This window comes from Elizabethkingia miricola (genome assembly GCF_001675285.1).
Lineage (GTDB): Bacteria > Bacteroidota > Bacteroidia > Flavobacteriales > Weeksellaceae > Elizabethkingia > Elizabethkingia miricola.
Genome location: NZ_LSGQ01000030.1, coordinates 519,895 through 541,040, shown reverse-complemented (window position 1 = coordinate 541,040; position 21,146 = coordinate 519,895). Strand labels below are relative to the sequence as shown.

At 34.6% G+C, this 21,146-nt stretch carries 21 protein-coding genes; 5 read left to right on the top strand and 16 right to left on the bottom strand.

Annotated features, from left to right (window positions below; translation table 11 throughout):
* Nucleotides 1-4 precede the first annotated feature (4 nt).
* From ATE49_RS16975 to ATE49_RS16945, 7 genes are all read right to left on the bottom strand, one after another.
* On the bottom strand, nucleotides 5-439 hold the full coding sequence (locus tag ATE49_RS16975; RefSeq protein WP_065083054.1) for a hypothetical protein: 435 nt from the start codon (nucleotides 437-439) through the stop codon (nucleotides 5-7).
* Between the two features lie 302 nt (nucleotides 440-741).
* Nucleotides 742-1,485 (bottom strand): LytR/AlgR family response regulator transcription factor, encoded by a 744-nt coding sequence (locus ATE49_RS16970; RefSeq protein ID WP_059156164.1) that lies wholly within the window; start codon nucleotides 1,483-1,485, stop codon nucleotides 742-744.
* Nucleotides 1,478-1,807 (bottom strand): 2TM domain-containing protein, encoded by a 330-nt coding sequence (locus ATE49_RS16965; protein WP_065083053.1) that lies wholly within the window; start codon nucleotides 1,805-1,807, stop codon nucleotides 1,478-1,480. Before ATE49_RS16965 ends, ATE49_RS16970 begins: the two co-directional genes overlap by 8 nt.
* A gap of 11 nt (nucleotides 1,808-1,818) precedes the next feature.
* Complete coding sequence (locus tag ATE49_RS16960) at nucleotides 1,819-2,103, bottom strand: 2TM domain-containing protein (RefSeq protein WP_059345831.1); 285 nt, start codon at nucleotides 2,101-2,103, stop codon at nucleotides 1,819-1,821.
* Nucleotides 2,094-3,446, bottom strand: a complete 1,353-nt coding sequence (locus ATE49_RS16955) for a 2TM domain-containing protein (RefSeq protein WP_065083052.1) — start codon at nucleotides 3,444-3,446, stop codon at nucleotides 2,094-2,096. Before ATE49_RS16955 ends, ATE49_RS16960 begins: the two co-directional genes overlap by 10 nt.
* 132 nt (nucleotides 3,447-3,578) lie before the next feature.
* Complete coding sequence (locus tag ATE49_RS16950) at nucleotides 3,579-4,223, bottom strand: tetratricopeptide repeat protein (protein ID WP_065083051.1); 645 nt, start codon at nucleotides 4,221-4,223, stop codon at nucleotides 3,579-3,581.
* Between the two features lie 31 nt (nucleotides 4,224-4,254).
* Nucleotides 4,255-6,495, bottom strand: coding sequence for a TonB-dependent receptor (locus tag ATE49_RS16945; RefSeq protein WP_065083050.1), 2,241 nt, complete (start codon nucleotides 6,493-6,495; stop codon nucleotides 4,255-4,257).
* Nucleotides 6,496-6,640: 145 nt separating this feature from the next.
* Here ATE49_RS16945 and ATE49_RS16940 point away from each other — a divergent pair, with 145 nt between their 5' ends.
* A complete protein-coding gene (locus ATE49_RS16940; protein ID WP_034870805.1) occupies nucleotides 6,641-7,150 on the top strand; it encodes a superoxide dismutase family protein in 510 nt (169 codons plus the stop codon).
* A gap of 135 nt (nucleotides 7,151-7,285) precedes the next feature.
* Here the strand turns inward: ATE49_RS16940 and ATE49_RS16935 are convergent, their stop codons facing one another.
* Nucleotides 7,286-8,197 (bottom strand): GLPGLI family protein, encoded by a 912-nt coding sequence (locus ATE49_RS16935; protein WP_065083049.1) that lies wholly within the window; start codon nucleotides 8,195-8,197, stop codon nucleotides 7,286-7,288.
* 191 nt (nucleotides 8,198-8,388) lie between these two features.
* On the opposite strand from ATE49_RS16935, the gene ATE49_RS16930 reads away from it, so the two are divergent.
* The 3 genes from ATE49_RS16930 to ATE49_RS16920 all read left to right on the top strand — a co-directional run bounded on the left by ATE49_RS16930 (nucleotide 8,389) and on the right by ATE49_RS16920 (nucleotide 10,140).
* Complete coding sequence (locus tag ATE49_RS16930) at nucleotides 8,389-8,586, top strand: quinol oxidase subunit 4 (RefSeq protein ID WP_065083048.1); 198 nt, start codon at nucleotides 8,389-8,391, stop codon at nucleotides 8,584-8,586.
* A gap of 5 nt (nucleotides 8,587-8,591) precedes the next feature.
* Nucleotides 8,592-8,831 (top strand): hypothetical protein, encoded by a 240-nt coding sequence (locus ATE49_RS16925; protein WP_065083047.1) that lies wholly within the window; start codon nucleotides 8,592-8,594, stop codon nucleotides 8,829-8,831.
* Nucleotides 8,832-8,949: 118 nt separating this feature from the next.
* Nucleotides 8,950-10,140 (top strand): DUF6080 domain-containing protein, encoded by a 1,191-nt coding sequence (locus ATE49_RS16920; protein ID WP_078794251.1) that lies wholly within the window; start codon nucleotides 8,950-8,952, stop codon nucleotides 10,138-10,140.
* A 58-nt stretch (nucleotides 10,141-10,198) separates the two neighbouring features.
* On the opposite strand, the gene ATE49_RS16915 is transcribed toward ATE49_RS16920, so the two are convergent.
* The 6 genes from ATE49_RS16915 to ATE49_RS16890 form a co-directional block, all read right to left on the bottom strand.
* Nucleotides 10,199-11,569, bottom strand: a complete 1,371-nt coding sequence (locus ATE49_RS16915; RefSeq protein ID WP_045182673.1) for a tetratricopeptide repeat protein — start codon at nucleotides 11,567-11,569, stop codon at nucleotides 10,199-10,201.
* Nucleotides 11,570-11,620: 51 nt separating this feature from the next.
* Nucleotides 11,621-13,003, bottom strand: coding sequence for a phosphoglucosamine mutase (gene glmM / locus ATE49_RS16910; RefSeq protein ID WP_065083045.1), 1,383 nt, complete (start codon nucleotides 13,001-13,003; stop codon nucleotides 11,621-11,623).
* Between the two features lie 214 nt (nucleotides 13,004-13,217).
* Entirely contained in the window at nucleotides 13,218-15,260 is a 2,043-nt protein-coding gene (feoB, locus tag ATE49_RS16905) for a ferrous iron transport protein B (protein ID WP_065083044.1), read from the bottom strand.
* The gene (locus ATE49_RS16900) at nucleotides 15,250-15,474 is read right to left on the bottom strand and encodes a FeoA family protein (RefSeq protein WP_009090100.1); all 225 of its coding nucleotides are present in this window, start codon (nucleotides 15,472-15,474) and stop codon (nucleotides 15,250-15,252) included. The genes feoB and ATE49_RS16900 overlap by 11 nt, the downstream gene beginning before the upstream one ends.
* A 138-nt stretch (nucleotides 15,475-15,612) precedes the next feature.
* Nucleotides 15,613-16,458: a mechanosensitive ion channel family protein gene (locus ATE49_RS16895; protein WP_065083043.1), complete on the bottom strand. Its 846-nt coding sequence runs from the start codon at nucleotides 16,456-16,458 to the stop codon at nucleotides 15,613-15,615.
* Between the two features lie 61 nt (nucleotides 16,459-16,519).
* Complete coding sequence (locus ATE49_RS16890) at nucleotides 16,520-18,646, bottom strand: carboxy terminal-processing peptidase (RefSeq protein ID WP_065083042.1); 2,127 nt, start codon at nucleotides 18,644-18,646, stop codon at nucleotides 16,520-16,522.
* A gap of 90 nt (nucleotides 18,647-18,736) precedes the next feature.
* Between ATE49_RS16890 and surE the strand changes: the two genes are divergently transcribed.
* Nucleotides 18,737-19,504, top strand: a complete 768-nt coding sequence (gene surE / locus ATE49_RS16885; RefSeq protein WP_065083041.1) for a 5'/3'-nucleotidase SurE — start codon at nucleotides 18,737-18,739, stop codon at nucleotides 19,502-19,504.
* A 36-nt stretch (nucleotides 19,505-19,540) separates the two neighbouring features.
* On the opposite strand, the gene ATE49_RS16880 is transcribed toward surE, so the two are convergent.
* Both ATE49_RS16880 and ATE49_RS16875 read right to left on the bottom strand, forming a co-directional pair.
* A complete protein-coding gene (locus tag ATE49_RS16880) occupies nucleotides 19,541-20,944 on the bottom strand; it encodes a radical SAM protein (protein WP_065083040.1) in 1,404 nt (467 codons plus the stop codon).
* A gap of 12 nt (nucleotides 20,945-20,956) precedes the next feature.
* Nucleotides 20,957-21,139, bottom strand: coding sequence for a hypothetical protein (locus ATE49_RS16875; RefSeq protein WP_236628096.1), 183 nt, complete (start codon nucleotides 21,137-21,139; stop codon nucleotides 20,957-20,959).
* Nucleotides 21,140-21,146: the final 7 nt, after the last annotated feature.

Below are 21,146 nucleotides of genomic sequence, written 5' to 3'. Positions count from 1 at the left end.
TATGCTATTTAGCTGGTTCTAATGCTTTAATTTCTACTTTTTCTTCTATAAACTTATCCGTATTATCACTGTTCTTTCCTGCCCAAAATCTGATAGTATAAGTACCTGCTTTTGTAGGTGTAAATGCATATTCTACAGTCTTATCTTCTACCTTATCTGCACATGCATCTCCGGATTTTTGTGAGCCTACTACACCTAAATCAATAACATTATTTTCATTTCTTATTAACTGGAACTGTACAAATGCCTGACAAGTATTTGTAGTTGTATAAGTTATATTTAACTTACTCTGTTCCCCTACAGGTTTGATATCCTTTTGTTCAATTTTGCTTGTAGCTAATAGACCATACATAATGTTGTCTCCTCTGTTATCTCCTAAACAACTGGTAAAAATTACCCCAAAAATCCCTAAAAGGAATGCGAATTTTAAATACTTCATAATATTTGATTTTTCTATTTGTCTCTATATAAGACGCCTATAATAAAAATGGTTGCGTTAATTTTATAAAATTTATATAAATCAATCACAACCAATTGATCTACAGCACAAAAAAACTCTCATAATCAATACAATATCACATTATTCTTTTAATCAATTTATGTACAAAAGAATTCTTTGCAAGATTTTTAATCAATTGATTATTCGTTTTTATTGCTGCAAAAGTATGTAAAAATTAACAGGGCCTGACTTGATTAAGTCAGGCCCTGTTAATCTGTAAACAAATTTATAATCTATATTAATTATCGAACCAGCCAGTCTTTGAAATCTTTCACTCTGTCTCGGCTTACCGTAATTTCAACATCAGGCTGATAGTTCATTTCAACTTTATAAACAGGTGATGTATGAATACTTTTAATATAATTCAGATTAATCATAAACTGTCTGTTTACCCTGAAGAACTGTGTCTCGTCGAGAACATTTTCCAGTTCTTCAAGAGAAAAGTCTGTAGGAAAACTACGCTCCGCTGTCTGAAGATATACTATTTTATTTTCACTATAAAAACAACTAACTTCTGATGTCATTACAATCTTCAGATTATAACCTATTTTCACAAGTATACGTGAAAGAGTTGTTTTTTCCTTTCCCAGCATTGATTTTACTTCATAAGACGGTGTCACTTCTCCGGACGGAATAAAGCTTTTAAACTTATCAATAGCTTTTGTAAGATCCTCTTCATCAATTGGTTTAAGGAGATAATCAATACTATTTAGTTTGAATGCCTTCAATGTATATTGATCAAAAGCAGTTGTATAAATAATAAAACTCTTGGTCGGTATTTTCTCAAAAATGTCAAACGAAAGGCCATCCCCCAGAACAATATCAGAAAAAATCAGCTTAGGATGTTCATTCTCCGAAAGCCATTGTACCCCGTCTTCTACGGAATGTATAACCTTTTGGATTTCAAGTTCCGGAAATGTAGAGAGCATTCGCTCCAGACGTCGTGCTGCTGGTTTTTCGTCTTCAATAATGAGTGTTTTAATCATATTTATTCTGAGATTTATATTTTTCCATTAACTTTCTTATTTTCTTTTTTTCCCAGTCGTCTCCAAAAATTATCCCCGGAAGAAAAATAGATCCTGCATGAATAAGAACTACAATTCCCCATAAAACAGGTACATATATATTTGTCCATCCTATCTGATGATAATTATAAAAATTTTCTGCCAATATGAAAACATTTACTGCCAAATATATCAGAAAATGGATATAAAACCCTCTAATTTCTTTTACTCTTCTTTTGGCTTCAAGAAATTCTATTTCTTCATCCGAAAAGGATTCTGAATCATTATTAAAATAACTTTTCATTTTATTAGAAATTAATTATTCTTTTTCATTAACTCTCTGATTCTGTTTTCTTCCCAACTTTTATTAAAAATCATTCCCGAGAAGATAACCTTTATAAATTTTAATGCAGTAAATATGGTTATAATAATAAACACAATTACAATCCATCGTGGTATATTCACAAAATCAAAAATATCATTGAGCCCTGCAAAGCCCCAGAAAGCACAACACATCAGTATATTTCCATAAAGTCGCGCTTCTCTTCGAACCTGTTTTCTTGCTTCTGAATAGGCTTCTTGTTGATCATTTATTTCCATTGCTGTGTATTTTTTTCTTTGTTCATTAGCTCTTGTATCTTTCTTTCTTCCCAGCTTTTACCAATTCCAAAAGTGGTAAATCCGTGGATTGCTACTCCTAGCCCCCATCCCAACATTGGGAAAACAAACCAGTAAAATCCTGGTGACGTCATTAGATTGATAACAACTAAAAACGGTATCACACAACAGTAAGAAATAAGATTAGAATAGAAATCTTTAATTTCTTTTACTCTACGTGAAGCCTTCTTATAAGCTTCTCTTTCATCGTTTTCATAATTTACTTGCATGGTGTTATTTTTATGAGTTAGTATTGGTATTTTTACACTAAAGAACTCTTCATCGTTTTCAATGAAAACATTTCTTTTTGTTAGAAGATTGTATCGTTGCACGATATTAGAAAGTCCAATTCCTGATTTTTCGTTTGGAAGTTCTCTTTTCTGAAGGTTATTTCTGATAACAAGGTATTCTTCCTGGACAAATATTTCTATGTTTAAAGGCTTGGCAGATGTAGCATGATTATGTTTAATACAATTTTCCAAAAGTAACTGTAATGAAAGTGGTACCACAAAATCTTTAGAATTATCTGCATCTATGTTCAAATGAAATACGATACTATCTTCAAAGCGATATTTTAAAAGCTCTATATAGGTTCTGGCAAAATTTATTTCTTCTTCCAGAGAAACTACTTCTTTATCCTTTTGTTCCAGAACATATCTGTAAATCTTAGACATTGAAGAAGTAAACTTTTGTGCATTATTAGGATTCTCTTCAATTAATGCACTCAGTACATTTAAAGAGTTAAACAAAAAATGTGGGTCTAACTGATTTTTAAGACTTTCAAATTGTGCATTTGCTGAAGAAGCAATAATCTTTTGTTCAGTAACAGCTTTTTTCGCTGCAGACTTCCACGCATTCATAAAACCTCTGGCATGGAAAATAGCTGAAATAAGCAAAGCAAAATTGATAAAAAACCAATTGACAAAATTATAATCCCTTGAGAAAAACTTCTCAGTACTTACATTTTGTATCAGAACGAAGTTAACATAGTTACATAAAAATACAGTAGCAATTGTAACTACAACGGTTAGTGACACTCCGTAAATAAGTCTTTTTTTAGTATCCTCTATCCAGCTCCATTTTTTGTCCAAGAATCCATTAAGATACCCCTGGGACATGGATAAAAGAAGACAGTACATAGAAGAAATAACGAAAGATTTCCATATGTTTTCCCAAGAGATATAGCCCGGCTCAATAACACCAAATATTATTGTGCATACAATCGTAATCCAGGCACATATGATAAAAAATTTTCGGTTCATTTTCTTAATTTCTGTTACAAACATACTCAGGAATTGGTAAATATTTAAAATTTTTATACCTGAGAGGTTAATTTTATATACTGAATGGTAAAGGAGTTATCGGTTTTCTATCAAAAGGATATAAAAAAGCCCGGATTTAAAATCCGGGCTTTATATTTATTTCATCTGAGAAAGGAAATAATCAGCTTCACTTTCTCCCCAGTTTGGGTCTAATGCCGTCTTTGGCTTACTCGTTTTGAAGAGTTCTTTTGCTTTTAGGAACATCTCTTTTGCCTTCTTCTTATCTCCGCCATATTGTTCTGGTGTAAAATAAAGGTCTTCAGCCTGAAGCACATATACCCTCGGATTATTTGGATCTAATTTAATTGCCTCTCCCAATGATTTTTGAGCTTCCTGCCCCTCTGTCATATAGCGGGACATCGGATCTACCATCATTTTAATCCCGTGTGCCATTTTTTTCAAAAGAAAGAGTTCCGCATTATTTGGATTCAAAGCTTCTGCTTTTGCAATATAATTAATTGCTGCATCTCCGGAAGCATCTAATCCGTCTGTTTTTTGATCTCTCATCAGAACGCGCCCTCCTTGTATTGTAGACAAGGCTGCATAATAATAAGGTAACCATTGTGTTTTCTCTTTATCCCCAATTCTGGAGAAATCATTGCTCAATGCTGTAAAATCATCATTGGTTTTGCATTGAACAATTTTGCTCATCTTATCGGTCATTGCTTTTTCATAAGCACTTTGTGCAAAGGCTATAAAACCAGTTAAAAGAAGTGTTGTTGTTAAAAATAGTTTTTTCATAATATTAAAGTTTAGAAATTAAATATTGTTATTATAATGTACTGTTAATCGCATCCTGGGTTCTATCGATTCCAAAACTGATAAATACTCCAATGAAAACAAATGTATTTACCGGTGGTCTGAGTGCTGAACTTTGTCCGTTTGAAGCAAAATTATATCCATATATATTTTTAGTATTCAGAACATTATTCACACTCAATACAAATACCGGAAATGATTTTGCATTTTTCTTTCCAAGATTGGGAAGGTAATTAATGCTTAAATTAAGTGCACTAAAATCTTTTACCGTTCCTTCATTTCGGATAATATTTTGTCCGTTTTGTGAAATAATATCATAATATGGTCTTCCGCTATTGAAGGTATAAGATGCGTTAACCTGTGTTTTAAGACTGGTGAAGAATCTTTTTGCCACAAATGAAAGTGTATGTTTTGATGCAAAATTAGGATTCAGACTGTATGGATAGTTTAAAAAATCTCTCTTACTGTCCAAATAAGAATAAGAAACCCAATAATCCACATTTTTAATCGTTTTTTTATCCCTCCAGAATAATTCAAATCCTTTAGCAAATCCATCTCCATTTACATTAACAGCTGACTGGATATTATTGAAAGAAGTTTGGTTTTGCAGGTCTCCGTAATTATAAGTTTTTGTAAGCCTTCTGTAATCTTTATAAAAAGCCTCAAGACGGAAGCTTCTTTCATTTGCTGTTCTCTGAATCTGAAATATGTAGTGATCAGCTCTCTGAAAGCCTAATGGCGCCGGATAGTTGATATATTTAGATTCTGGATTCTGATAGAAAATACCATAGGCTAATGAGCTGGTCCATTCTTTTGAAATTCTGTAGGCTAGTGCCAATCTTGGAGAAAAATTCCATTGAGAAAGGTAAGAGGAGTTTTCTGCTCTTACTCCTATACGTGCTGAAAACCTCTGATCCAAAGCCAAATCTGTTTCAGCAAAAACTGAAGATATCAGATCCTGATAATGCTTTTTAAACCGAGCTGCATTTTCTGGCTGATAGGTCATATCTTCAATACTATTCTGAAATTCAACTCCACCACGAATAATGGAAGCTTTGTTGATTTTTCTTTCTAAAACAGCCTTTGCATTGAAATATGATCCGTGATTCTCAATTCCAATTCCGTAAACCCTTTGTCCGTTATTCAGAAAATCGAGATTCATGTCATTTTTATTATAGGTAAATGTAGAGCCTAGGTTCAATGTATATCTGCCTAATTTTTCTCTATAAGACAGGTTATGAAAAGTATTGTCTCCTTTCATTTTTACGCCCGTCTCATTATACTTTGATTCCAGACTTTCTTGTTTCAAGGACATATCATTGCTATCATAGCTTCCGTAATATTTAATAAATCCTCCCCTTTTTGTCTTTATTCTAAAGTTTGCATTGGTTGAGAATCCGGTTGGACCGTTGTCAAAATTAGTGTTGAATTTAAAGACTTTGGTCATCAATGCAAGATTGGAATATGCGGCTTGGATACCATATGAATGAGTTCTGGCACTGTCTACTTTCTGAAAAGATCCCGTTGCAAATATTGGAGACAATCCGAAATCTGCAGATGTTCTTTCTGGTAAATCAATGCTTTCTAAAGTTAAAACTGAAGAAAGTGCCTGCCCATAAAGGGCAGAATATCCACCAGAAGAAAAGACATTTCCCTTAAACAATGAAGTATTAAAACGATCCCTTCCAGCTATTCCCGGAACAGAGTTTGTGAAGTAATTATTAATAAGATTACCATCCATAAATATTTTACTTTCCGTTCCTGTCCCTCCTCTTACAAACAAACCTTCACTTTCACCTACTTTCTGAACTCCGGGAAGAAATCCTAAAGCCGATGTAATCTGCGCATCCGCTCCTGCGGTAGTATAAATGTCCAGAGGCTTCAGCAATGCCGATGCTCTGTTTTTATCACTTGCCTCAATAGATCCGGCCGTAATCACAACAGCATTTATTTCGTTAAAAGACGATTTCATTTCTGCATTGACTACAAGATTCTGAGAAGCTATTACAATTTCCTTTACTACATCTGCATAATCGGAACTACTATATGCCAGTGTTTGAGTCCCTTTTTCGGAAGTCTGAAATATGTAATTACCATTAGCATCAGTTGTAGCACCATCATAGGTGTCTTTCAAAGTCACGGAAACATTTTTTAGTCCCTTTCCTTTAGAAGTAACTTTTCCGGAGATTGTCACTTGTGCCTGCATTAGAGAGAACACAAAAATAAAAATCGAAAATAGTAGTCTTAGTAGCATTTTGTTATGATTTATGTTACAAAGAAATATCAGAATTTCGAATCTTTTAAAAAAAGATTACTGAAAGGTTGGTTTTTGATACTAAACGGTAATTCTTGAAAGTTTTGTACCTTTAACATATAATAAAACCTCAAATTCTGAGCTTATGAAAAATTTAAAAATATTATCCTTAGGTATTCTGGGAGCTGTATTTACAGTTTCATGTGCAACTAAGGAAGTGAGTTATGCTATTACCCCTAAAAGCGGAACAGCAACAGGAGGGACAGTAACCTTTAAACAGATGGGAAAAAATGTTGTAATGAATGTGGATGCAAAGGGATTAACACCTGGGGTACATGCTATTCATATTCATGACAAGCCAGATTGCTCAGCTCCGGACGGAACATCTACCGGAGGGCACTGGAATCCCGCAGGAAGTGACCATGGCAAATGGGGTGCAGAGCATTTCCATATGGGAGATATAGGCAACCTTAATGCTGATGATAAGGGTAATGCAAAATTGACTTTTAAAACAAGTAAATGGTGTATTGGCTGTACTGATAACACGAAGAATATCCTGAATCACGGACTAATCATCCATGCAGCTGCTGATGACTTCCATACTCAGCCTACCGGAAATGCAGGCGGAAGAGTCGGATGCGTTGAGATTAAATAATCCAGAAAATAAAAATGATGACCAAATGGTCATCATTTTTATTTTATTCTGAGGTATCGATCTCTTTTTAAAAAATACGCTTCACTAAAAATTTTTAGTGAAGCGTATCCATTTAGATTGATATGAAATTGAATATTATTTTACTACTTCCTGGGTTCCTTTACCCATTTGTACTGTTGATTTTACCTCAATTGGATTGTCAACAGAATTATACAATCTGTTCATGTCCCTTTCTCCTTCCTTCATCATCTCTCCAACTGTTTTTTCGGATCCAGGCATTTTTTGCTTCATCACTTCTGGCGTAAGATACTGTCGCATAGATCCAAAAGGATCTTTTTTGTATTCATTGAAAGTTTTATCAAATTTTTCTCTTGATAACTCGGCTACAGTTGCATTAGGCATAAATGTCTGCTCCATGTACGTTTTCTCATTGTAATCAGAAACCTTTTTATTTGCCTGAAGTACCCACGAGTAGTCTTTGACATCATCTTCAATTTTTACAATAAGACCTGGTAATCCGTAAAATTTGTATGGCCCATCCTGAAAAGGTAAATCTGTACTGAACCATGCTGTCCATTTTCTTCCTCCAAATTCTGTTGTTGCTTTTTGAGCATTATATTCACCTATTTTTGTTTTATCCGGAAGAACTTTCCAGTTAAACTTTAGATCTTCAGAGTATGCGATTGGTGTTAACTTACCCATTGACATTAATACTTCCACATATTGAATTTTCATAGATGGGTAAGATTTATTTACTCTATATGAAATTTTTGCTTTTTTCATATTTTTACTAAAATCCGGATTGAAAGCTCCTGCTCTTTTCATTTTTTCCACAGCATCTTTCATGATGGAATCCTGTGATACATTAGTATAGTCCTGATATATGGATTTCGATTTAGAAATATCTAAAACCATTAATTCTTTCTCTAGCTTAGTGGAATCCTTTTTCGGCTTATATGTCATTTCATAAATAAAACGGTTAGCCGTTTCCTGAGCCATAACCATTACTCCGAATGTTAATACAAAAAGGAGAGTCAGTTTTTTCATTGTAGTATTGTTTATACAATTAGTATACACAAGTATTTTTTTGTTACAGAGAAATACAATTTTTACTATGTATATCCCGTTATTACTACCATTAAGGTCTAATGTACAATTAGAACATTTACAACCTAAAAACCTGATAATCAACGATGGCATTTGTTTTGAAATAGATTATCATATATAAAATCAGAAAAATGAAAACTATAAAATATTTAACAGCATTTGTACTTGTAACTCTACTATTGGGATCATGTGATGTCCGATATAATAATGGGAATAACGGAATGCCTCCCGGGCAGGCTAAAAAAATATATGGCGGTTCTGCAAAAGATTATGCTCCTGGGCAAAGAAAAAAACAACGTAACAATACCACAATAATTGTTAACCCTTAGTAAAAATGAAAACTATAAAATATATACTTGCCGGTGCATTCACAATAACGTTCCTAGTATCATGTGATACTTATTATGATGGTTATGCATACAGAAGAAACCCCAATCGTTATAATGACTCTTATTATTATAATGGTCGAGAGTATAGAAAACTGCCTCCAGGACAAGCTAAGAAAATGTATGGAGGATCGGCTAAAGATTACGCTCCTGGACAGAGAAAAAAATATTATCGCTATGATGATTAATTTTTCTTTATAAATCAGCATTAAGCATTATTTTTGCCGCGTGAAGGCAAAATTTATCAACTTTTTTAAGACCATATTTCCGGTAAGCTCAACAGAATTGTTTGTTTTACTGTTTTTTATGAGTATTTACAGTGCATTTGGATGGTTTATAGCGGATCAGTTCCGTCTAGTCTATGATGACCGTGTCCCATGGGATGCTTATTTCAGTTTTGACAATTATTCAATTGTAACAACAGGCGGCGGTTGGGAGCGCCATCCTTTTTCTAATTATTTTTTCGATTTTATCCGTGAGGCGGCATTATGGTTTTCCGGTGGAAAAACTGATGCTACATTTCGTATTGTTCTTTCATTATTTAGTGCTACAGCAATTTCATTTACAATGCTGCAGTTCTATAAATACTTCCGGAATATTATTAAGCTCCCACTTTTGGTAAATTTATTTTTATTACTGTTTTTCAGTTTATTTACCACACCTATACTATTATCTTTTACTCCGGAAACATATACCTTTTCATTCTTTTTTTTGGTATTCTTTAATTATTTCGCTGCTTTAAAGCTTTCCCAAGAAAAGAAAATCGGGCTTCTTCCGTTAACTGGTTTTGGTATTCTGATTGGCGGACTTACTATTACAAATATTGTAAAGGTTTACATTCCTGTTCTTTTCGAAAAGAATCTATTCAGAAAATGGAAAAATATTGGATGGGCAATCTTAAAAGCTATTATTTCTGCTGGTATATTTATCTTCTTATATTTATGGAGATTAGATTTCAAGATTCAGTTAATTATTGATCAGACATCTTCTCAATATGAAAGGTTTTCAAAGCCTAAAGTAACACCTTTATGGGATATGATGACTTCATGGTTCTGGGGAGGAAGCATGCTTTTTCCAAGCTTTATTGTCAGAGATTATGAGAGCAAAGCAGGATTTCAGTATAAAGGTTTATTTATGGATGTTTACTCTTCATGGGTCTCATATCTTTTTATAGCCATTATTACCCTGCTTATTATATGGGCATTTATTGCTAATTATAAGAATAAATTGGTTCAGGTACTTGGATTATCGCTTTTGTGTGATGTTATTATACACTGTGTATTAAAGTTTGGACTTCATACATCTTATATTTACGGAGGTCATTTTATATTTGTAGTTCCGATGTTATTGGGGTGGCTTTTTTACAGCCAAAAAGAGAACCCAAAAACTATTTCGGCACTTTGGGTCGTTTTGATTATTTTATTTGCTTATTTAGGCTTTAACAACATCTACAGGCTGACGGAGTTTATAACTTTCGCAAATCAATATTATCGATAATAAAAAAGCAACTGTAACCAGTTGCTTTTTTATTTATCATTTTCAGAATTTCAAATCCTTATTTTGTTTTAGAGCGTTCTTTTTCTATTTCAGCATCTATATAAGGATATTTCATCTGCATATCTTTCATTAAAGTCGGATCCAAACGTAACGCTTGATCTAAAGCGGCTCTGGCTTCTGTGTCTCTTTTCAGATTAAAATAGCAGTTACTTAGCTGATAGTACAGCTCTGCTCTCTGGTGCCTTTTCAGCGCTGTTAAGAGCTTTTCTTCAGCCTTATCATAGTCACCCACCAACATTAATACTTCTGTATAGGCATACCAGTTATAAAATCTTCCGGGTTCTGTTTCGGCCATTTTTTTCAAGCAAATAAGAGCTTCTTCCAGTTTTCCTAAGCTGATATACAAAAATGCAAGCTTCTTTTGTATATCCAGATTATTCTCACTAAGTCTGGATGCTTCCAGTGCAAAATGTGCAGCTTCATTCAGATTACCTAGTTCTTCATAAATATCCGAAATGGCAATCATTGCCGGATGAAACTGAGGATCCTCGTGTAAGCTTTTTTGTAAAGCATTCAGTGCAGGGATCAACTGCTCCATTTTCTGGTAACATTGTCCTATCTTATAAAAAGAATAAGATTTGGTAAACTCGTATTCCTGTGAATCGATATATGTTTCTATAGCCTTCTCCCATTCATTTAGAGCTTCATAACAAGCTGCTTTGTTGGTATAAACGGCCATAGAGTTAGGATTGATCGCCAACAGGTAATCAAATCCTTTAATCGCTTCCTGATAGTTCTTTTTATTGAAATGGAAAATTCCATACTCGTACCATGCAGTTTCAGAGAATGGATAATTGTCCAGATAATCATTAATAAAAGTCAGGGCTTCTTCATTCCGATTCATTTCGGTATAACAAAGCATGATGCTTTCCAGAGCATATTCATCATTTGGCTCGAAATTTAGTGCGAGCTTATAATGTTTTAATGCAGAGAAAGGATCATCAAGATTCTTATATTCGTCCGCAATGAAGTTGTGAATGAAATCTTCATCTTCTTCTTTTTCCAGAGCTTTTTCACACAGATCAATCGCCTTTCTCGGATTCCCCATGTTGGAATAATATTTGGCACAACAGATCATAAAATCAAGATTATCGTCTGCTATACCGGCTAATTCCTTCATTAGAATTTTCGCATTTGCATTATCTTCTTTTTCAAGAAGAAATTCCAATCTGCGAACTTTTATATTAACTGAATCCGGATAAAGTTTCTGTGCATACTTAATAGCTGTTTCGGCATACTGATAGTCGCCGATTTCCAGATAATAAGAAATAATGTCCTCGTATTCTTCAGTATCGAAAAACACCTCTTCATTATTCTCTAGCATATCCTCGAAGCGTTTTACAGCTTCATTTTCAAAAAATTCTTCCAAATGTATTTTTGATTATATCATGAATTTCGGAAAAATTTCCAAAATCACCAACTAAATTAAGCTTTTTATTTTAGCAATCATATCATCAGCCAACCTGTCTGCTTCTTCCTGAGAAGATGCTTCAGTATAGATTCTGATAATAGGTTCTGTGTTTGACTTACGAAGGTGAACCCAATTCGTTGGAAAGTCTATTTTAACACCATCTACAGTAGATATATCTTCTTTTTTGAATTCTTTTTTTACTTTCTCAAGAAGTTTGTCTACATCGATTTCCGGAGTTAATTCAATTTTCTTTTTTCCCATATAGTAATCCGGATATGTTGCTCTAAGTTCAGCAACTGATTTATCCTGTTGTGCTAAGTGAGTTAAGAATAATGCTACACCAACTAAAGAGTCTCTACCATAATGCAATTCAGGGAATATAATTCCACCGTTACCTTCTCCTCCGATTACAGCTTCTTTTTCTTTCATCAGATTCACTACATTCACTTCTCCTACTGCAGATGCAAAGTATTCTGAATCCAGTGATTTTGCAACATCTCTCAATGCTCTGCTCGATGAAAGGTTAGAAATTGCTACTCCTTTTTTGTTTCTAAGGATGTAATCTGCAACCGCAACCAATGTATATTCTTCACCAAAAAGCTCGCCATTCTCATCTACAAGTGCCAATCTGTCAACATCAGGGTCTACAACGATTCCCAGGTCAGCTTTTTCTTTTACAACAAGCTCACAGATTTCTGAAAGATGTTCTTTTAATGGTTCAGGGTTGTGGGGGAATTGTCCGTTTGGTTCACAATATAGTTTTACTACATCACATCCCATTCTTTCTAATAGCTTTGGAATTGCAATTCCTCCTGTAGAGTTTACTGCATCTACTACTATCTTATATCTTTTTTCTTTTACAATACCCGGAATAACTTCAGGAAGCTCCAACACTTTGTCTATGTGGATTTGTATTCCTTCATTGTTTTCTGAGTAATTTCCTAGGTGATCTACGTCTATATATTCAAAAGCTTCTTTCTCTGCAATGTCCAGAACATCTGCTCCATCCTGAGCATTGATGAACTCTCCTTTTTCATTCAAAAGCTTCAGAGCATTCCATTCTTTAGGATTATGGCTTGCTGTAAAGATAATTCCACCGTCTGCATTAAGCTCCGGTACCATAACTTCAACTGTAGGAGTTGTACTAAGGCCTAAATCTATTACATTAATCCCTAAGGACTGTAGTGTAGAAGATGCAAGATTAGAAACAATCTTACCGGATATCCTTGCGTCTCGCCCAACAACTAAAGTAATGTCCTTTTTGTTGTTCTTCTGCTGAAGCCATGCTCCGAATGCAGATGCGAATTTCACGATATCCAGAGGAGTTAAATTGTCTCCTGTTTTACCTCCTATTGTCCCTCTAATTCCAGAAATACTCTTAATTAATGACATAAATTTGTTTGCTAAATTTTATGCAAAAATACGGAATAAATAAGAAAAAATTATTCAACTACAGACATGATTTATGAACATCCGCAGTTTTTGTCGCAACCACCGCTTTTTTTCTTACTAAAGTTTTTTGAAAAAATTTTCCAAACCCTAAAACAGGCAAAAAGCAGAAGTGCTCCGATTACGATATACTGAATAACAAGTGTATTCATTTTAATTATTTTAGTATCTGAAATACAAATAACGATGCAAAATACGCCAGACCAGACATTCCTATCAGCTGAATAAATGTCCATTTTTTGCTTCCTGTCTCTTTATAAACAATAGCAATAGTACTGATACACTGCATAGCAAATGCATAGAAAACAAGAATAGATACTCCGGTAGCCAATGTAAATAATGGAGTACCGTCTGCTTTCTTATCAGCTTTCATTTTATCAATCAATCTTCCGTCTTCTGCTCCATCCCCAAGAGAATATAATGTAGACATTGTTCCTACGAAAACTTCTCTGGCAGCAAATGAAGTAAGAATCCCTACACCCATTTTCCAGTCATAGCCAAGAGGACTGATAGCAGGCTCTATACTCTTTCCCATAAGTGCTAAATAAGAATCGTTCAGCTCTACATTAGACTTATGTGATGTTATATCAAATTTATCGTGCGGTCCGAAATAACTAAGGAACCATATAATAATACTAACGGCAAAAATTACTTTTCCAGCTCCAGTAATGAATCCCCAAGCTTTCAGCAAAGCCATTTTAAAGTTATATCCCCATAAAGGCATTTTGTAAGTTGGCAAATCCAGAATCAGAAAGCTTTTGTTTGTATTTTTAATCCCCTTTTTCAGAAAGAAAGAGAATACCAGTGCGGTAACAAATCCCAGCATATACATTGCCAGCAATGCTAAAGCTCTGTAACCGATCCCTAAAATATATTCATCCGGAATTACCAGTGTTATAATAATACTATAAATCGGAAGCCTTGCAGAACATGTCATAAAAGGCGTTACAAGGATCGTAATAAGTCTTTCTTTAGTATTTTCAATATTTCTGGCAGACATAATTGCCGGAATTGCACAGGCAGTACCTGAGACAAGCGGAATAATACTTTTACCATTCAGTCCAAACGGACGCAGTAATCTATCCATTAGGAAGATGACTCTGGCCATATAACCACTATCTTCCATAATGTACAGGAAGTACATCAATATTCCAATTTGCGGTGCAAAAACAACAATACCACCAATACCAGGCAGAACTCCTTCTGCAATCAGACTGTTTAGAGGGCCCTCTGGCAAATAAGTTGCGGCAAGCGTGGAAAACCATGTAAATAAATCCTCAATCCATCCTTTTGGATATTCTGCCAGAAAGAATACACTCTGAAAAATAATCAAAAGAACAACCAGGAAAAGAACATATCCCCAAAATTTGTGCACCATTAAGCGGTCTAATTTCTCGGTAAGCAAGTCCTTCAGCATTGTTCTTTTGGATCTTACCCTTTCAATAATCTGATCAATATTATCGTAACGACGCAATGTTTCCTGCGTTTGTAAACGCTTTGGAACAACTCCTTTTACTTCTGTGTTGGTATCATTCTGAAAAACATGATGCTGTCCGCTTATATACTTTCTGGTAGAAGAAAGCTGAAACCAGGCTTTATAAAGGTTCATATCGCCTGTTTTTTGTGCTATTTCCTCAACTTTACTCTTGTGCTCTGCCGGAATTTGGAAAAGCGGTTCTTCTGCAACAGTAAACTTATTGAGATGTATACTTTCTTTTACGGCTTCTATCCCACTATTCTTCTTAGCATTGGTAAGGTTTACAGTTACTCCGATTTCTTCAGATAATTTCTGCACGTCCAAAGAATAGCCTCTTTTTTCAGCTTCATCAATCTGGTTTGCGACCATTATAACCGGTATACCCAAGTCTCTGATTTGTTCGAATAACAATAAACTCCGTTTGAAATTCAGAGCATCGGCAATATACAGTATGCCATCATAATTGTTCCTTTCCTTTATCAGGTATTCTACACAGATTACTTCATCTTCAGAGGTAGGATAGACACTATAGGTCCCGGGAAGGTCAATTACTTCAACCTTGTTTTCTTTATAAATATAATCTCCTTTCAAGCTGGAGACTGTTACCCCTGAATAGTTCCCTGTTTTCTGGTTACGATTACATAACTGATTAAAAATAGTAGACTTTCCTACATTTGGATTTCCAACCAATAAAATCTTGGTGGATTTTTTTTTATTTTCCATCTGCTAATTCTTCCACAATAATATATCTAGCTTCTTCTTCCCGCAATGCTACTTTAGAGCGCTCTTCTCCATATTCTACATACAAAGGACCACCAAATGGGGCCTGATATAATATCCTGAAAGGTGTATTAGGCAAAAGTCCCATTTCAATAATTTTACCGGGCATTTCCATATTGTTATTGTCATAATCGACAATAATTCCTGTCCGGTCCATCGGAAAGCAGCAAAGCTTATTAGAGTCTAAATTCTTCAAGGCTAGTATTTAAAAATACAAATATACCTTATTTTAATTAAATCTAAATTGAAATTGGAATGATAAATACCAGCTATTGCGTTTTTTACACCTGAAATCTTACTGATTATATCCCTGCTTCAGAAGATCTGGAGTATATAGTGTTCGGATTGGAAAAGGAATATCTATGTTATTCTCTTTGAACTTATTAAGAATTGAAAGTCTTAAATCACTCTTAATAGCTTCAGCTTTGAACAAATATCTTGAATTAAAAAACAAACTAAAGTCCAATGAGGAATCACCAAAGTTAGACAAACGGGCTACTGCCGGTCTGTCCTGAAAAACTTCAGGATGTTCTTTAGCTGCATCCAACATTAGTTTCATCACCAGATTAACATCGGAATCATATCCTACACCTATAACGATCCCAAAATTGGCAACATCATCATCATAAGACATATTTACAATCTTATTCTTTGTCAGAATAGAGTTCGGAATAATCATACTTTTATTATCTCTCGTAAGGATAGTGGATGTACGGATATTAATCTGCTGAACTTTTCCTACAATATTTTCTATCTCTACAACATCATCAACTTTTATACTTCTATCCAAAAGGATAATAACACCAGAAATAAAGTCCAGAAACAGGTTTTGTAAACCAAGACCAATACCCACCAGTATAACGCTACCTCCAAGTAAAAGCGGAGAAACATCTACACCTAATGTTCTGAATGCAAGGATAGCAGTAAAAACAATAATAATATATTTTAAAATCTGGGCAAAAGCGAATTTTTTACCGACATCAATTTTTTCGGATTTATAAATAAGTGATTTAAATACACGTACAATTCCTAAACCTACTAAAACAATGACAGCTGATGAGATCAGCTGATACACGGTTAATGAATATTGTCCTAATGCAAAAATGTGGTACTCTAAGATTTCTTTTAATGTTAACTCCATTTGTTTTTATTTGTGTTTTTATAAGAAAGGCTGTCTTTTAAACGGACAGCCTTTGATTTTATTATTTGATTTCAGATATGACATTCATCGCCTCCTGAAGATATAAATCTCGTTTAAGATTTTTAATCCAGTTTTTACTTTTTACAGAGAAAGCCTCATCTTTTTTCATACGCTCTACTTCACTCTGATACTGAGTAAACTGCAGTCCATTATCGTACTTAGTCAAAGATTCAAACTTCTTCAATTCTTCTTTTCTCTTTTTCATTAATTCAAAGAATTTAGTCTGATTAAGCGTAACTGTTTCTTCTTTACCAAGTGCCTGGCGCCATTTTGCTGATTCTACTAATAGCTGATATGGTTTATTTGCCTTAATTCTTTCTGTACTTCTCTTCACGATACCAGCCATATCAATTGTATTCAGAGGCTTATAGTCTGAAGATTTTATCTGATCCCATGGTAATGCATGCTCATCATACTTTTCTCCGATTTCATCGTAAGTAAAGTAATCATCCATTACAACATCAGATTTTACGCCTTCCAGCTGAGTAGAATTTCCGCTGATTCGGTAAAACTTCTGGATAGTCAGTTTAAGATCTCCATAATCATCATTAGTATTCAGGAATCTGTTAAGAGAAACAAATGTCTGTACAGTTCCTTTTCCAAATGAATGTGGAGCCCCTAAGATTACTCCTCTTCCATAATCCTGGATTGCACCGGTTAAAATTTCGGAAGCCGAAGCAGAAAGTTCATTTTGCATCAGTACTAATGGCCCTGTCCATACAGGCGCATTGTTTTTATTTTTCAGAACCTGAATTTTCCCGTCCTGGCTTCTTACCTGTACTACTGGTCCGCTATTCATGAATAGACCCATAATATCCACAACCTCGGTTAAAGATCCACCGCCGTTGTTTCTAAGATCCAGAATAATACCCTCTACATTCTGAGCTTTTAGCTTTGTAATCTCATTCTTAACGTCTGTAGAAGCATTTCTTCCTTTAGAGTCGTTAAAATCAGCGTTGAAACTTGGCAGGTATATAAACCCGTATTTCTTACCGTTCGGAGAGTTTACAACGATACTTTTAGCAAAGGTATCTTCCATTTCTACTTCTTCACGGATTAGCTTAACTTCTTTTACAGAACCATCTTTCTTTCTAAGCGTTAGTGTTACTTCAGACCCCTTAGCTCCGCGAATTAAACGCACAGCTTCATCTACAAGCATTCCCACTACATTTACAGCTTCTTTCTTAGGATCAGATTTTACTTTCAGGACTTCATCCCCTTCGCTTACCTGTTTAGATTTCCATGCAGGAGCTCCGATTACCAATGGTCCAATAAATAATCGCCCTTTCTTTTCCGAAATCTGCGCTCCAATTCCAATGATCTTACCACTAAAGTTAGCATCAAAGTCTTCTTTATCTTTTGGTGAGAAATAGTTAGTATGCGGATCAAATACTTCCGTATAAGAATTCATATAAGAAGCAGAGAACCAGTCCATTTTCTTTCTTTTTTTGATTCTGTTAAACATACTGGAAACAAGATCTTTGATTTCACCAGTTGCTTTTACTTTCTTTTGTTCCAGAGTCAGTGGCTCATACTTTATGGTATCTTTTTGCTTTTTAGCAATTGCCGAATCCTTTTTCTTTTTTTGCGATTCCTCTTTCTCATTTAGAGTCTGCATCTCCTGAAGAATATTATATTTAATAAACTTCTTCCATTCTGCATACATTTCTTTCTGGTTTGTCGGATTCTTTTTAAGCTTCGGCTCCATGATAATATCTTCATCCTCATCCAGGTTAATAGGTTTTGCAAAGATATCCTGTGACATCTTTTCTATATCTGCAAGCCTCTGAAGGTATCTGTCATTAGTAAGTTTAAAGAAAGTGATATCCCCTGCTTTAAGGTAATCATCCAACTTTGTTTTATATTTTGCAAACTCATCCATATCAGACTGCAAAAAGTATTTTTTGCTTGGATCTAACTTTTCAAAATATTCTTTATAAACATCCTGAGAGTAAGCATCGTTGATTGGTTTCGCATTATAACTAAGATACGACAGTGTATTGCTTACACTGACCATAATGGTCTGCATCTTTTCATCGTCATTTTGCGGGGAATTAAAACAAAAAATAAGTGTCCCTAATGAGGACAACAGCAGTAGTTTATTAAAACCAAAGAATTTTTTAAACATCTTTTACGAAATTTCGAAGATCAAATTTAATATCTTATTTATAAAAATAGGTCTTATTTTCTTTAATTTTGTTACAATAATTTGAAATAAATGAAAAAACCATTGATTCTGGTTACTAATGATGACGGAATAACTGCTCCGGGAATTCGTAATCTTGTAAGCTTTATGAATGAAATCGGAGATGTTGTTGTAGTTGCTCCGGATTCTCCACAAAGCGGAAAAGGACATGCTATTACAATCAATTCTACATTAACCTATGAAGAAATTAGCATGGAGGGACCGCAAAAAGATTATTCATTAAGCGGAACTCCTGTAGATTGTGTGAAATTTGCACTGGATAAAATACTTACCCGAAAACCTGATCTTGTTGTATCGGGAATTAATCACGGGGCAAACTCTTCTATCAATGTAATCTACTCCGGGACAATGTCCGCAGCTGTTGAAGCGGGAGTTGAAGGTTTGCAGGCCATTGGCTTTTCTTTATTAGATTTCAGCTGGGATGCTGATTTTTCTCAGGCAAAAACTTTTATACAAAGTATTGTAAAAAAAGTTTTAGAAAATCCTATCCCAAAAGGAATTGTGTTGAATGTAAACATCCCGAAACTACCTGCTGAAGAAATAAAAGGAATAAAAGTTTGCAAACAGGCGAATGCAAAATGGGAAGAAAATTTTGATGAAAGAGTAAACCCACACGGTAAAAAATATTACTGGCTATCTGGTTATTTCAATAATATGGACAAATCTGAAGATGCTGATGAAACAGCTCTTTCTGATGGTTACATCTCTGTTGTTCCAGTTAAATTTGACCTCACTGCCTACGAATATCTAAAAGATTTACAGAATGTTTTAACATTCTAAACATAAATAAAAAGCCACCTGATAGGTGGCTTTTTATTAGAATAATACTCTTGTATCTTTCCTAAGTTCTTCTAAATATTCTTGTTTCTGATCTCTATAAAAGAGGTTCATTGTTTCAAAAGGTATTAGCTTCAAATCTTTGTTTACAATGTGAACACAGGATTTTTTCACTGCACGTACATCAAAATCATGAGCATCCATGAAGTTCATTATAATGATGCGGAAAAGATTTTCATATTCCATTTCCGGAGCACACACTTCAGGTAAACAACATAATAACTGATTCACTTTAGGCTGCACCTTATCTACTGATATTCCTGTACTGAAAATATCAATCAGCTGCATTTTCAGCCCTTCATCCTGTTCATACACAATCGTATTTTTAGATTCATTATTCAATAAATCGGCAGGGTTAATATAACGGGTTAAAGGGATTATTTCTCCCTGAAGTTTCAAAATATATCCCATTGCCAGGGCATCGGGATTACAAGGCACAGGAATTATATCATCGGAATTTAGTACCGGAAACTGATTAAGTATTTCCTGACGAACTTCTGTCAGTGTTATTTTCTCATGTGCAGAATCATCCCTGTTTCTACCTGCAATTTCTACTGGCTGAAAAGTAATTCCACGTACACATTTCTGTTTAAGTGCAAAATCAATAATCTTACCTATTTCATCTACATTTTTTCCTTGCTGTAATACCACAACCAATGTCGTAGACAAATTCAGCTCATTTAGCTTTTCCAAGGCCTTCATGCGGACATCTGTAAGATCTTTTCCACGAAAATCTTGTAATACTTCCGGCTTAAACGAATCAAACTGTAAATAAACTTCAAATTCAGGTGCATACGTAGCCAATTTTTCAGCAAACCCGGGATCATTGGCAATCCTTACACCATTTGTATTCAGCATAAGGTGTTTTATAGGTTTAGACTTTGCAATATCCATTATTTTGAAAAATTCGGGATGAATTGTCGGCTCTCCCCCGCTAATCTGAACAACATCCGGTTCACCTTCATTCTTTACAATTATATCGAACATTGCTTCTATTTCCTCTAGTGACCGATGGCTGCCATAATGTGGAGAAGACATCGCATAGCAGGTGGGACAGGTAAGATTACAGCGATCCGTAACTTCCACAATGGAAAGACAACTGTGTTGTTCGTGATCTACACACAACCCACAATCGTACGGGCATCCATATGCTACATCTGTACCAAAATGCAGTGGCATTTCTGATGCTTTATTATAGTTTCTGATGTTTTTATAATAATGGACATCCGTAGCAATCTTAGTTTTAAAAAAGCCATGATCCGGACATCTTTTAGTCATAAAAACTTCATCATTTTCAATGATTATTTTCGCTCCGACTCTTTTCAAACAGTCCGGGCAAAGACTTGTCGTATAATCATAATAAGTATAATTTCTAACTGGCATATTCCGTTATTTTTACATCCCCCCACAAATAACTCCACTAATTAAACCGCAAATCAGCATCACGATTAATACAGTAAGCCAGAAGTTACTCTTCGAGTATTTTTTATCTCCACCTGATTCATAGATCAGTTTTATAATAGCAGCTACAACTAATCCAAAAACGAAAGCTACCACTACAATCATACTAATGATCATGACAACT